This is a genomic window from Alteromonas pelagimontana (assembly GCF_002499975.2).
Classification (GTDB): Bacteria; Pseudomonadota; Gammaproteobacteria; order Enterobacterales; family Alteromonadaceae; genus Alteromonas; species Alteromonas pelagimontana.
Genome location: NZ_CP052766.1, coordinates 2,206,071 through 2,218,411, shown reverse-complemented (window position 1 = coordinate 2,218,411; position 12,341 = coordinate 2,206,071). Strand labels below are relative to the sequence as shown.

Annotated in this window: 9 protein-coding genes; 8 read left to right on the top strand and 1 reads right to left on the bottom strand. The window is 45.6% G+C overall.

Annotated elements, in window-relative coordinates:
* Positions 1-3: 3 nt before the first annotated feature.
* The 5 genes from CA267_RS09900 to CA267_RS09880 all read left to right on the top strand — a co-directional run bounded on the left by CA267_RS09900 (position 4) and on the right by CA267_RS09880 (position 7,859).
* Complete coding sequence (locus CA267_RS09900) at positions 4-1,278, top strand: serine hydrolase domain-containing protein (protein ID WP_075607635.1); 1,275 nt, start codon at positions 4-6, stop codon at positions 1,276-1,278.
* Between the two features lie 5 nt (positions 1,279-1,283).
* Complete coding sequence (locus CA267_RS09895) at positions 1,284-2,567, top strand: CitMHS family transporter (RefSeq protein ID WP_075607636.1); 1,284 nt, start codon at positions 1,284-1,286, stop codon at positions 2,565-2,567.
* A complete protein-coding gene (locus CA267_RS09890; protein WP_075607637.1) occupies positions 2,564-3,487 on the top strand; it encodes a hydroxymethylglutaryl-CoA lyase in 924 nt (307 codons plus the stop codon). The genes CA267_RS09895 and CA267_RS09890 overlap by 4 nt, the downstream gene beginning before the upstream one ends.
* Positions 3,475-4,905 carry a tannase/feruloyl esterase family alpha/beta hydrolase gene (locus CA267_RS09885; protein ID WP_075607638.1) on the top strand — a complete coding sequence of 477 codons (1,431 nt, stop codon included), beginning with the start codon at positions 3,475-3,477 and terminating at the stop codon, positions 4,903-4,905. The genes CA267_RS09890 and CA267_RS09885 overlap by 13 nt, the downstream gene beginning before the upstream one ends.
* 185 nt (positions 4,906-5,090) lie before the next feature.
* Positions 5,091-7,859, top strand: coding sequence for a TonB-dependent receptor domain-containing protein (locus tag CA267_RS09880; RefSeq protein WP_075607639.1), 2,769 nt, complete (start codon positions 5,091-5,093; stop codon positions 7,857-7,859).
* A gap of 448 nt (positions 7,860-8,307) precedes the next feature.
* Here the strand turns inward: CA267_RS09880 and CA267_RS09875 are convergent, their stop codons facing one another.
* Positions 8,308-9,294, bottom strand: coding sequence for a hypothetical protein (locus CA267_RS09875; RefSeq protein WP_075607641.1), 987 nt, complete (start codon positions 9,292-9,294; stop codon positions 8,308-8,310).
* Positions 9,295-9,396: 102 nt separating this feature from the next.
* Between CA267_RS09875 and CA267_RS09870 the strand changes: the two genes are divergently transcribed.
* The 3 genes from CA267_RS09870 to CA267_RS09860 all read left to right on the top strand — a co-directional run bounded on the left by CA267_RS09870 (position 9,397) and on the right by CA267_RS09860 (position 12,329).
* Positions 9,397-9,645, top strand: a complete 249-nt coding sequence (locus CA267_RS09870) for a helix-turn-helix transcriptional regulator (RefSeq protein WP_097349102.1) — start codon at positions 9,397-9,399, stop codon at positions 9,643-9,645.
* Between the two features lie 20 nt (positions 9,646-9,665).
* Positions 9,666-11,084, top strand: coding sequence for a DUF3987 domain-containing protein (locus CA267_RS09865; RefSeq protein WP_075607643.1), 1,419 nt, complete (start codon positions 9,666-9,668; stop codon positions 11,082-11,084).
* A gap of 267 nt (positions 11,085-11,351) precedes the next feature.
* Positions 11,352-12,329: a hypothetical protein gene (locus tag CA267_RS09860; RefSeq protein WP_075607644.1), complete on the top strand. Its 978-nt coding sequence runs from the start codon at positions 11,352-11,354 to the stop codon at positions 12,327-12,329.
* Positions 12,330-12,341: the final 12 nt, after the last annotated feature.

Here is a 12,341-nt window from a genome sequence, read left to right as displayed (position 1 = left end):
AACATGATGTTCAGGAAATTAGCCATAGGTGTTGCCACTTTACTTTCTGTTAGCCTCGCCTCTTGCGCCACAATTGCTCCCAATCCCAATGATGAAAACGTTTCAGATTTCTCACAATTAGAATCCCGCCTGGACACGCTGGTTACCGAAGGTGTAATGCCAGGATCTGTTACCTATATTATTGAAAATGGTGAGGTAGTATTCCATCACATCAACGGGTACCAGGATATCCAGAGCAATACTCCGATGCAGGAAAAGACGCTGTTCCGCCTTTATTCTATGTCAAAGCCTATCACCAGTGTGGCTATTATGATGTTGCACGAAGAAGGTAAGCTCTCGGTCGACGACCCCGTCTCAAAGTATCTGCCTGCATTTGGCGATGTTAAGGTTTATCAGTCGGGTCCGGTAGATGATATGACTCTGGTAAATCCTGATCGGCCGATGACTATCGGCGACCTGCTTGCGCATAAATCGGGTATTACGTATCACTTCACTGGTGAGACACCAGTGCACCAATATTATCGGAAACACGGCGTTAAACGTGATACACCAGTAGGTACCCGGCCAACTGATGGTCCCCCAGCGAAAAACCTGGCCGAACTGACCGAGCGATTGGCACAGGCACCTCTTCTGCACCAGCCTGGTGAGAAATTTAGCTACAGTTACTCTACGACGTTGCTGGGGCAAATAATAGAAGTTGTCTCTAATGAACGGCTTGATAAGTACCTGGAGAAACATCTCTTCGCACCCTTAGGAATGAAGGATACTGGTTTTTTTGTAACAGGAGAGGATCTCGACCGTTTTGTGACCAACTACTTGATGACAGAAAACGGGTTAAAGGTAATAGAAACCCGGAACAACACAGATTATAAAGATATGTCCCGGCTGCTTGACGGTGGTGGTGCACTCGCGGGTACAGCGCAGGATTACCTGGCTTTTGCCACTATGCTGGCAAATAAGGGCAAGTACAACGGCAAGCAGATAATCCCAGCGAAGGCTGTTGATCAATTATTTGCACCACAAATTACCATTGAAGATTTCGGCAACGACGCACCCATCGATTTTGGTTACGGGTTCGCTATTGGGTCCCCGCAGACAGAAAATATTAATTTTATGCCAGCGGGAACCTACGGTTGGGCTGGTTCTGGTAACACCCTGTTCTGGGTTAATCCGCAAACCCATTCCGTCGTGCTGTTTATGACACAGGTTATTACGCCACCGCCGTTCCATAAGCAGGTGCCGTTTCGCGAATACCTGATCGATGCGACAACAGAGTAATTCAGATGTTAGCTGTTGCGGGACTTCTCACAATAATAGGCGTGCTGATTGCAATAATGAGCAAGCGGCTTACACCGCTGGTAGCGCTTATTGCCATTCCCGCACTTGCTGCCATCGCTATAGGGCAAGCCAGATCCTTGCCTTCCTATATGGTAGATGGCATCTCCACGATAGCACCTGTCGCCGTCATGTTTATGTTTGCCATTTTGTTCTTTGGCATTATGAACGACGCTGGTGTTTTCAGGCCCTTTATTAATTTTACGTTAAAGGTGTGCGGCAGCGACCCCAGAAAACTGTTTATCGGAGTGGTGGTCATTACCGCACTCGTGCATTTAGACGGCTCCGGCGCGAGCACATTTTTAATAGTTATTCCTGCAGTACTTCCGCTGTTTGATGAGATGCAAATAGACCGGCGGATCCTTGCTTGCCTGGTGGCTATGTCAGCCGGCGTCAACAATATGCTGCCCTGGGGTGGCCCCACGATCCGGGCTGCGGCAGCATTGGATATACCGGTGATGGAGCTTTATCAACCGTTACTCCCTGTTCATATAGCAGGATTCCTGTTCGTTGTTGCAACTGCTTACTGGCTGGGGACAAAAGAAAAGCGGCGGCTCGCCGGTGCAAATCGTAGTTTGAATAGTTCTTTTGAATGTGTGGCAACGTCACAATCAAAGATAACCTGGACACTGAATGTAGCACTTATCGTTATTGTTATTGGCAGCATTATTTTCAGCCTGCTCCCTCCCGTAGTCGCTTTTATAGGTGGCTCATTGTTAGCGTTGCTGATCAACCATTCGTCGGTTGAAAAGCAAAAGCAGTGTATCGACAATCACGCAAAACCTGCGTTTATGATGGTAAGTATTCTCTTTGCGGCAGGTTGTTTCACCGGGATTTTACGTCACTCCGGTATGCTGGATGCCATGGCTCAGGGAGGCAGTGGCTTGCTTCCCTCGCTGCTGGTCACCCACTTACCCTTTTTTGTTGCTCTGATCGCAATGCCGCTCAGTTTACTTTTCGATCCCGATTCCTTCTATTTCGGCATTATGCCCGTTCTATCAGGTATTGCTGTTGATAGCGGTGGCGCAGCGCAGAGCGTGGCTCATGGAGCACTGCTGGGACAAATGACAACCGGCTTTCCGGTCAGTCCACTGACACCAGCTACGTTTTTATTGATAGGCCTGACCCGCATTGGGCTGGCAGACCATCAGCGATTCAGTATTCCCTACCTCTACGCCTGCTCACTATTTATGACATTTATAGCGGTGCTCACAGGAGTAATTAGTCTATGACGGATGACGATAACGTTGTAACTATCGCAGAGATGAGTCCACGGGATGGTTTACAAAATGAAAAGCAACCTGTTGATGCTGAAACTAAAATCACGCTGGTGGATCGGCTATCGCGATGTGGTCTCAGATATATTGAAGCGGGAAGTTTTGTCAGCCCAAAGTGGGTGCCTCAAATGGCCGACAGCGAGAAGGTGTTTGCCGGTATTCACCGCTTTTCGGGAACGACCTACGCTGCGCTTACTCCGAATTTAAAAGGATGGGAGCACGCGTACCAGGCGAGTGCGGATGAAGTGGCGGTATTTGCATCAGCATCAGAGAGCTTTAGTCAGCGCAACCTCAACTGCGATGTGTTTACCAGTTTAAAGCGCTTTGCCTCGGTAGTGCAGGCGGCAAAAGCGGCCAACAAAAAAGTTCGGGCTTATATCTCCTGTGCCCTGGACTGCCCCTTCGAAGGTCCGATAGCCCCGGAAACTGTAGGTAGGTTAACCGCCGCACTACTGGCTATGGGGTGTTATCAGGTGTCTTTGGGCGACACCATTGGCACCGGAACCCCGGGACGGGTCCGAACATTGTTGCGGGCTTTGCAATCGGTCAGTAAGAGCCATCAGCTAGCACTTCATATGCACGATACTTATGGTCAGGCGATAGCAAATATCTATGTGGGATTGGAAGAAGGTATCCGAACCCTTGATGCGTCCGTCGGCGGATTAGGTGGATGTCCCTATGCCAAGGGCGCCACGGGGAATGTGGCCACTGAGGATGTAGTGTACCTGCTAGAACGGGAAGGCTTAAAGCACGGCATTGACTTAGACATGCTCATCCAAACCGGAGACTGGATCAGCAAGCAACTGGGAAAGCCTTATAACGCTCGAGCAGGTAAGGCACTTCAAAGCAGGAGGAACAACTTATGCGTGCCCTGACTGGCTTAATTGCCGCGCTGTTATCAATTTTTAATCTTTACGTACAGGCACAAGAGAATGGCGGAAACTGTCATCACCTTAAGGATCTTAAATATCCCTCGGCTACTATTGTTTCGGCAACGTCCATTGATGGTCAGTGCCGGGTAGAAGCTAAAATTTGGCCGCCACTTAGTCAGTCCGATGCTTCTTATATTACGCTTCACGTCTGGCTACCGGAATTAGCCTCCTGGAATGGTCGTTTCCTGGGTGTTGGCAACGGAGGGTACAGTTCCAAAATTCCAACAGAAGCGATGGCAAAAGCAGCACAGGAAGGATTTGCCGTGGCAGCCACCGATACCGGCCATCAGTCAGATTCGTTGTCTTTTGCTATTGAAGCGCCGGAACGCATAGATTACTGGGGCAGAACCTCCGTTCACGAACTTAGCCACTATGGAACACAGATTACCCATGCTTTTTATGATAAAGCGCCTGAATATAAATATTTCCAGGGATGTTCAACCGGAGGTCACCAAGCGCTAGCCGCCGCGCAATTCTATCCTGAAGACTATGACGGAATAGTAGCCGGAGCGCCGGGACATAACCGGGTGGCTCTCAACGCTGCATTCCTTTGGCTTTTCCAGCAAACTCATCTTCGTGAAAATAATGAGATTGTCTTTACTCAAGCAGATTTGGCTCTGCTTGAGTCAACCTTTTTAAAGAAATGTGATGCCCAGGATGGAAAGCGCGATGGGTTGCTCAGCAATCCGCACCAATGCCGTCCCGACTTGACTGTGATGCAGTGTAAAAACAACAAAAAAACACAGCAGTGTTTTACCGCTTCGCAGATTATACGTATTAACAATATTCTTGAAGGCCCCACCGATCCTGAAACCGGAAAATCTATTTACCCTGGCTTCCCACCCGGGAGCGAAAACGCCAGTGGGATAGGATGGCGGGCTTACTGGGCGGATCCAGAAAAGCCTGATGAACCAGCCCGTGCCGATTTTTGGCGTATTTGGGCTTTTCAGCAAGACAAATGGGATCCCTGGGAGTTTGACTGGCATGCCGACTTCAAACGTGCCAAACACGTGTTGTCGCCGAGAATAGATGCAACACAAACCAACTTACGCCCATTCTTTAAACAGGGCGGAAAGCTAATTATATATCACGGCATGGCCGACCCAATTGTCTCTTACCTCGATTCTCTGTCTTACGCACGCGAAGTGGCAGAAACGACGAAATTACCTTCGTTGCAACTTTATCTTATTCCCGGAATGAGCCACTGTGCGGGTGGCAAAGGTGTGACCTATGTTAACCCCCTACCCTCGCTGATCGAGTGGGTAGAAAAAGGAACCGTCCCACAGTCGTTGCCCGGCAAACGGATCATAGATGGCCATACTGTTTCCAAGGCAGTACTGCGTCCCGAATCACTTCAGTAGCATCTTTTGATTTATATTAAAAATTTGTTAATTAATAGTATAAATTAATTTAATTTATTGATCTTACTGTGTTGTTATTAATCCTGAAGTATACAGCTTTCATCTCCCGGCCGGACGATGACTTAACGAGAAATGAGCGAGCGGCATTCATTCCGCTGACGCTCAACAATCAGTGGGACACAACTATGTCAAATTACAGCAATATTCCCAAAAGCAGACTTAGTGCTGCTATTGCCATCGCTTTCTACACCAGCGTTACCTCAATTCCGGCCATTGCTCAGGAAGCAGACGATGACGCAAAAGATGTTGAAGTTATCCGCGTAACCGGAAGCTACGTTACCCGAAATGAACAAAGTACCATGTCGTCGCCTATCCAAATTGTCGGTAACGAGGAAATCATGCGTTCAGGTTTTTCGGGTGTTGACGATTTAATAATCAATAACACGGCAAACACCGGTAGTGTAGGTGGAGTAAACAATTTAGCCGGAGGTGGCAACGAAGCTCGCCATACCCGCTCGGCAAACCTGCGAGGCCTTGGCCCTTCCTCAACTCTTGTGTTATTGAACGGTCATCGGGTGTCGTCGCAGGAACAGGATTCAAAACGAAATACTTATACTAACCTTGCAGCTTTAGTTCCGACTATTGCTGTTGACCGAATTGAAACCGTTTTGGATGGGGCATCTGCAATTTACGGATCTGACGCAATTGCAGGGGCGATGAATATTATTACTGATGACAACTACGAAGGTTTTACGGCTAGTTGGCAGCATACCGCCATCGAAAATGCCCCCGCCAATCTGATCCAGTTCAAAATGGGGGGAGGCAACGACAGATTCCATGGCGTGTTCTCCAGCAGCTACGAATATAAAGCTAATCTGCAAAACGGCGACAGAGCTATTACCGCAAGCAATAACACCTCGGGAACTTCGCAGCCCGGGAACTATGCGCTAACGTCCCGGCCGATAGGTCCTAATGGTAGCGATGTAATTATAGACAATGGTGTGAACGGGCCAATTAACTACTCAGAGCTCTATGACCAAATTGCTGCTGAAACTGGTAGTGAGCGTGTAGTGCTTGCTGATCCTCACTGTACCGTTGAAGGTACCGGGGGCATTTATGTTGGTAGTAACCCTTTTCCAAGAGGAACTTGTCAGTTCAGTTATCAACAAATGAACCCCATTATGCCGGAAACAAAGACCTGGCTGAATCATGCTTCTGCCTCGTATATTTTGAACGATGAGCATGAATTATTTTTTGAAGGCAGATTCTATAAACAGGAAGGGGACCGCTATGGGGTAGCCAGTATGCCGTTGTCGTTAGGCTCCCCGGTTGTCCCGGCATCAAATCCTTACAATCCATTCGGTGTCGATGTTCAGTTTACAGGGCGGGTATTAGGCGTGAATGCGGACTATCGTCTTGAAGAATCTGACGTAGACGGCACGCATTTGGTGCTTGGAGCGAAAGGGGACATGGGCTTTTCTGACTGGGAATATAATTTCAGCGGTGTTTGGAGTCAGGAAGAGTCGGTTTCCAGAGCACCAGACACTGATTTAGGAATGCTGCAAAACGCCCTCAATGGCTACGGCGGGGCTGACTGCCAAATTGACCCATTCGGTAATCCTGATGCCGGCGAAGTGCCGGGAGAAGGAAACTGTGTGTATTTCAGTCCCTTCGGCGCGGACCAGCTCGACCATGATGAGCGCGTTTACTACAACCTGCTTCAGCCTGCTTACTCCAGCGACGAAGTGATTTACCAGATTTTTGAGTTCGTAGTCAACGGAAGCTGGTTCGAACTTCCAGGCGGTACTGTCGGTGTGGCTATTGGGGGACAAACAAGGAAAGAAACAAGAAAAGTAGGAGTTGATGCTGCCACCCAGGCTGGCCGCTGGGGCTTCTTCGGAAAGCAAACGCCGGGTGAAGGTTCCAGAACCATTGATGGCGTTTTCACCGAACTTTATCTACCCTGGACACTTGATCTGGACATGCAGGTTGCGCTTCGATATGAAGACTATGGTCGTTTTGACACCCTTGATCCAAAAATTGGAATCAACTGGCGAATTAACGACGATTTGTCCCTGAGAATGTCGGCCAGTACCGCGTTTCGAGCTCCTTCTCTGGCGCACTCTGTTGGGAACCAGACATCCTCAGGCGTGAGTCAGACGGTCGATCCGCTGGACCCGAACGACAACGGCACGTTCCGTGTAGTAAATACTATTTCTAATCCTGATCTCGAGCCGGAAGAGTCGACAAACATAAACATTGGCCTGACCTGGATGATGACCGAAGATCTGACCATGTCTTTAGATCATTGGCGCTTTGACTTTGAAAACCAGGTTACAGCTGAAAGTGCATCGCAAGTTATTCAGTCAGACCCTAATGGGCCGAAGCTGATCCGGGATGCTGACGGACGCCTGCTCGCAGTAAACGTTGGCTACTTCAACGCTGGCAAAACAAAAACCAACGGAATAGATTATCGTATCGATTATCGTACAGAGATCTTCGATGGGCATTACCTGTCATTCAGCAACTCGCTAACGTGGATAAATGAGTACACGGTTCAGGTAGGTGAGGGTCAACCGGTGTACGATGTGGTGGGGCGTAGGAATGATAACAACCCCGGCTCTGTTGCCCCAGAGTTCCGAGACACCATGCAGCTATCCTGGATGTATTCGTCACACTCTGCGAATATCACCATGCGCTATGTTGACAGTGTCGAAGATGACGTCTTGCTACCGATGGACTATGAAGAGTCCTGGGGGACAATCAGTTCATCCACGGTTTTTGACGCACAATATGCTTACCAATTTGGCAAAAATGATCGCTACCAGGTGGCAGTGGGTGCAGTCAATTTATTTGATACCGATCCGCCAGCGGCCTACTTCACCAAATATTTATCGACAGCGGCAGATCCGCTGGGCAGGCAGGCCTACCTGAGACTTTCAGTCGAAATGTAGAATGCAGCAAGGCGCGAAGGCGCCTTGTTTCACAAGCACCTTATATAAGAGCAGATTCTCAGTAAAGCACTAGCACCAAGAAAGAATTAGAGCAACAGTCATAATGAGTGCATTTTGAACTAATCGTTTTTCGCCAAAGGCACAGAATGGGTAAAACTTGGGCACAGAGCAATTTTTGAAAATTAGGAATTGGTGTAACTGATTGATTTGAATGGCGCACCCGATAGGATTCGAACCTATGACCTTTGCCTCCGGAGGGGCAATGTCGGAGGCTGAAAATAAAGCGAATAATCCTTCCAGACCTTGAAACATATACGTTTCGCACTAATCAGAGTTAATTCAAGTTAATCTAAACTAACACAATCAGTGTCCCAATGATGTCCCATTAGCGTTTAAATTTCAATCCGTAAAAAATTAGATTTGCACTCGTGTTTGACGGCGGTACTTATCAGTCGGGAGACACAAGTGAGTGCGCAAAAAATGGTAGAGGGCCAAATGTCTTCACATTTTGAAATGCTTTTCTAATTTGCCAACCTGAAAGACTCAACTTCTCATTCTTTACAGTATTATCTTTTACAAACCACCCTTTGTTATTGATAAGATACTCAGACCGCAATATCTGCAGGACTTTTGCTTTGTAGCATATATTTGCCAGATAGTTATCTTCTCCAAAGTAGCAAGCTCTTATGTACGCATAACTAAGTAGTATCGGGGCCGCACTTCTCAATGGCAGTATCTGCTTTTCGATACCTGGTATTTCACTAACTTTTTTACTGCTATCAGTCACACCCATCGGATACTGAAAACTTCGCCATTCATTTTTTGGGAACAATAAGTTTATTGCTTGATCTAATCCATCCATCATCTTTAACCCACCACCAAAGATTGCTGTTATCCCGCTAATTTCCAGTACATGTTTTACTTCGTCCTTGATGTGGCTATATTTTGCGTGAATTGAGTCTAAAGCTGCAACTATTGACTCCTGAAGTGCGCTTGAGGCATGAAGCAGCGATTCGGCATACATCACGTTGAACAGGTGATAAGGTCCGTTTTCGAAAGCATTTCGAACACCGGTTAGTTCACTATCCATAAGATTCACATGGGAGGCGCCAAATTGACGCGAGCCACTGAGAGCCTTTTTCATTAATTCCTCCCAGTCTGTGCGTTCATTCATATTGGTTAGCTTTTGCAATACGTAAGGCATTCCATATTTCCCTTGTCCTCTTTCTGGACGCTCAGTGGCGCGAAGAAGCCCTTCAATTTGAAGAGTATGCTCACTCAATTTTCTCTGGTATTGAGCTGGATAAAATTTCTTAGGATCCAAACTGTTCAGTTTAGCTTCTTCGCGCTCCATTTCCTGTGTCAGCAACTCATTTCTAATAAACCAGAATAGATATTGCGACCTCAATTTTACAAAAAATTTATCTGAGTACATATTCAAGCCCAAATGTCAAAGGCAAAAAAAGAAGCTTTTTCGACCATCACTAATTCTATCCTGATAGCAATAATTGCTGCAACTCTTCAACAGGAGGCAATTATGAAAGAGTTTAAGTTAATAACAGCTCACGAGCTGGCAGAGATTATAAGGAAAAGTGTTCCTTCAATTTACAACGCTGTAAGCGAAGGCTCTGAAGGGGAAACAATACCTTTTAGCGTCAAAATCGGCAGAAGGCGCTTGTGGCTAATGTCCGATGTGCAGGAGTGGATAGAGAATCTACCGCGTACATCGGTCTCAACATCTTCTCGAGTAATCGAAAAGAAAAAACCAAAACTGAATGAAATTTAAACAACACAAGGAACGTAACGATGAAAGACTTTTTCAAAAACCTGCTGCGTAGCAGTAACGCCTGTTCTACGCCAACAAACGAAACACATGATAATCAGAGCCCTTTTCCAGAGGAACCGCCTTATCAACTGCCTGATGATGATGATTTGGACTGGGATTTGCCGGACGTACCTGACGACTTTCTGATACGCCCTCCCAAGCTGAGGCCAGAAGATCTTCCGTCTTCCATAAGTGAGTACGTTTTTCACAACGCTTTGAAGCTTGATAATGCCCCGCCTGAATTTGTAGCGGTCTCGGTACTCACAGCCGCCGCTTCGATTATAGGCGGAAGTGCTGTGATAGTGCCGAAGGAGAAAGATGAATCATGGGAGGTCATCCCTACAATGTGGACATCGCTTATCGGTACCGCCTCAACGATGAAAACTCCATGTATGGAGGCTGGGCTTCGTTTGATTCCAGAAGATAAAACACTTTCTGGGGAAAAAAGAACCATAGTCGTTAACGACACTACTCCAGCTGCACTGGCAATAAAGCTTTCTCAGGAACCCCATGGCGTCATAATTAGTCATGATGAGCTCACTGGCTGGTTAACAGAGCTTGAAAGTAAAGCAAACAGATCAGAAAGAGGATTCTACCTGTCAGCCTTTAACGGGTCAGTCCCGCATAACGAACTCAGAATTTCTCGGGAAAATGTCCAACTTGACGCTTCCATTCTTTCACTGATTGGCGGAATTCAACCATCCATGATTGTGCCTTTTATGAAAAATCGTTTAAACGGTAAACTTAATGACGGATTATTTGAAAGGCTGCAACTAACCGTATTTCCGGTACATCACAAAAAGGCAACTGACATCCCTCCAAATAAGGAAGTGATTGATCGCGCCAGAAATATCTTTAAAGGGCTCTGGGAGTTTCGAAAGGCAAATCACAGGACTGTATTCAGATTTTCAGAAGAGGCACAATCTCGGTTTAATGAATTTCATGAGTTCAACATTGCCCGTCTCAATAGTGTCGAGAGTCATGAAGAAGCAATGTTTGGCAAGTACTCAGCTTTGTGTGCAAAACTAGCACTCATTTTTCATTTACTGTCTGCCGGTGATTTTGAAAATGTTGACACAACTGTGGGTGTTTCACATGTTGATAAGGCTTTAGCCTGGATGAAGTTTCTTGAAGGGCATTACCGCCGGCTGATTTCATTCAGTCGTAACTCCCCGGACCATGAATTTATGGAAAAGGTATTAAGCAGATTTGATGATTTACAGGATGTATTTAGTCGACGAGAATTTGTCAGAAAAAAATGGAGCGGTTTTACTGACAATAAAAGTATCGATAAAGCTATCCAGATACTTCAATCGTTAGGATACATTAAGGAATTTGAGTCAAATCCCAACGGCCGAAAAACAAAACGCTTCATCAAGCACCCTGACTTTAGAGCGTAAAAATACAACTGATGATACTGACACAATATTATCCGTCTTTAAAAAAAGGCTTTGTGTCAGTATTGTCAGTTCACATCCGTGATAAAACACTACCAACTGACCACGTCAAATTCAATCAGAATAATAATTAACCCGAAAAGTCTTTATTCAGCTTTCTTGCCTAACCAAAAAAATTTTGCCTGTAACCTAGAAGTATAAACGTGTTGCCATGCGACTTTTTGCAGTTTAATTTACCCTCCGTTATATCAAGATAGAAATGGATAGCAAATGGACAGCAAGACCTTTTTATTAGAAAAGATGCATGAACTATTATCTTATAGTGTAATAGGAGACATTCAGTACAAAAACAGATACAACGGATTTAATGGTGAACTTCATTTTTTAAGTTGGTTCCGCGCTAACCGTAACAGCCCTCTCTGTGAAGGCGGCATTTTCATTCCTCTTAAAGATACCAGTGACAGTTTCGAAGAAGCAATCTATTTGATTGTTGTACCCAATCCCATTTCAGAATATCACGTAGAACAACTCCAAGCAGCTAAGCCCTTATCAAAAAGGGGGCAGTATTTAATCACTTATGATTCAAATGAACATATTAAAGAGTGGAACTGTTTAAAAATTGATGGCTTAACTGATAGTGTCATCCCTTACCCTTCATCATTAAAAGTTTTTACTCTGCTCGATGACACTTTATCAGAAATAGCATTATCAGAACTAAAATGCAGAACAGGTGTAAAACCTGCATTCCATAAAAAAGCAGCCATCAATGACTCCTTAAAAAATTTCTTCATCAAAAAATTGGTCGAGTATAATTATGAAGATATTTTAAACACTTATCTAAGCAGGTTTATTCTAGATGGAATATATACAAGAACCAATATTGATCGCAACGTTCAGCGCGGAGCACCACTGGACATAGATGCATTCATTTATGGTAAAAATAAAAAATGGAATATTCTTGAAATAAAAGAAAAAAACTTATCAGCTAATGGTTGCTTTGGAATGGATGTAAGGCGTATCAATAGCTTAAAAAAAGTAGCCGAAACATTTTCAACTAGAGCTTTCTATATCGTGAGGAAGATAAGCGACCAAGAAAGCAGAAGCTTTGTTTCATGGCGCATTATATCGATGGATAGGTTCGACAGGTTTGCTTCAAAAAATTTCGTTGAGGGCGGTACTGGGATGCGAAGTACAGACTCCAGCAATCCGACTCGTCTATGCAATGAGTCATATTTCAAAGACATATAGGTTTAGTTGCTG

Excerpts from the sequence above, each read along its gene's own strand:
- CA267_RS09865 (WP_075607643.1), top strand. The coding sequence starts at position 9,666 with ATGAAAGACTTTTTCAAAAACCTGCTGCGTAGCAGTAACGCCTGTTCT.
- CA267_RS09890 (WP_075607637.1), top strand. The coding sequence starts at position 2,564 with ATGACGGATGACGATAACGTTGTAACTATCGCAGAGATGAGTCCACGG.
- CA267_RS09880 (WP_075607639.1), top strand. The coding sequence starts at position 5,091 with ATGTCAAATTACAGCAATATTCCCAAAAGCAGACTTAGTGCTGCTATT.
- CA267_RS09885 (WP_075607638.1), top strand. The coding sequence starts at position 3,475 with ATGCGTGCCCTGACTGGCTTAATTGCCGCGCTGTTATCAATTTTTAAT.
- CA267_RS09860 (WP_075607644.1), top strand. The coding sequence starts at position 11,352 with ATGGACAGCAAGACCTTTTTATTAGAAAAGATGCATGAACTATTATCT.
- CA267_RS09875 (WP_075607641.1), bottom strand. The coding sequence starts at position 9,294 with ATGTACTCAGATAAATTTTTTGTAAAATTGAGGTCGCAATATCTATTC.
- CA267_RS09895 (WP_075607636.1), top strand. The coding sequence starts at position 1,284 with ATGTTAGCTGTTGCGGGACTTCTCACAATAATAGGCGTGCTGATTGCA.
- CA267_RS09870 (WP_097349102.1), top strand. The coding sequence starts at position 9,397 with ATGAAAGAGTTTAAGTTAATAACAGCTCACGAGCTGGCAGAGATTATA.
- CA267_RS09900 (WP_075607635.1), top strand. The coding sequence starts at position 4 with ATGATGTTCAGGAAATTAGCCATAGGTGTTGCCACTTTACTTTCTGTT.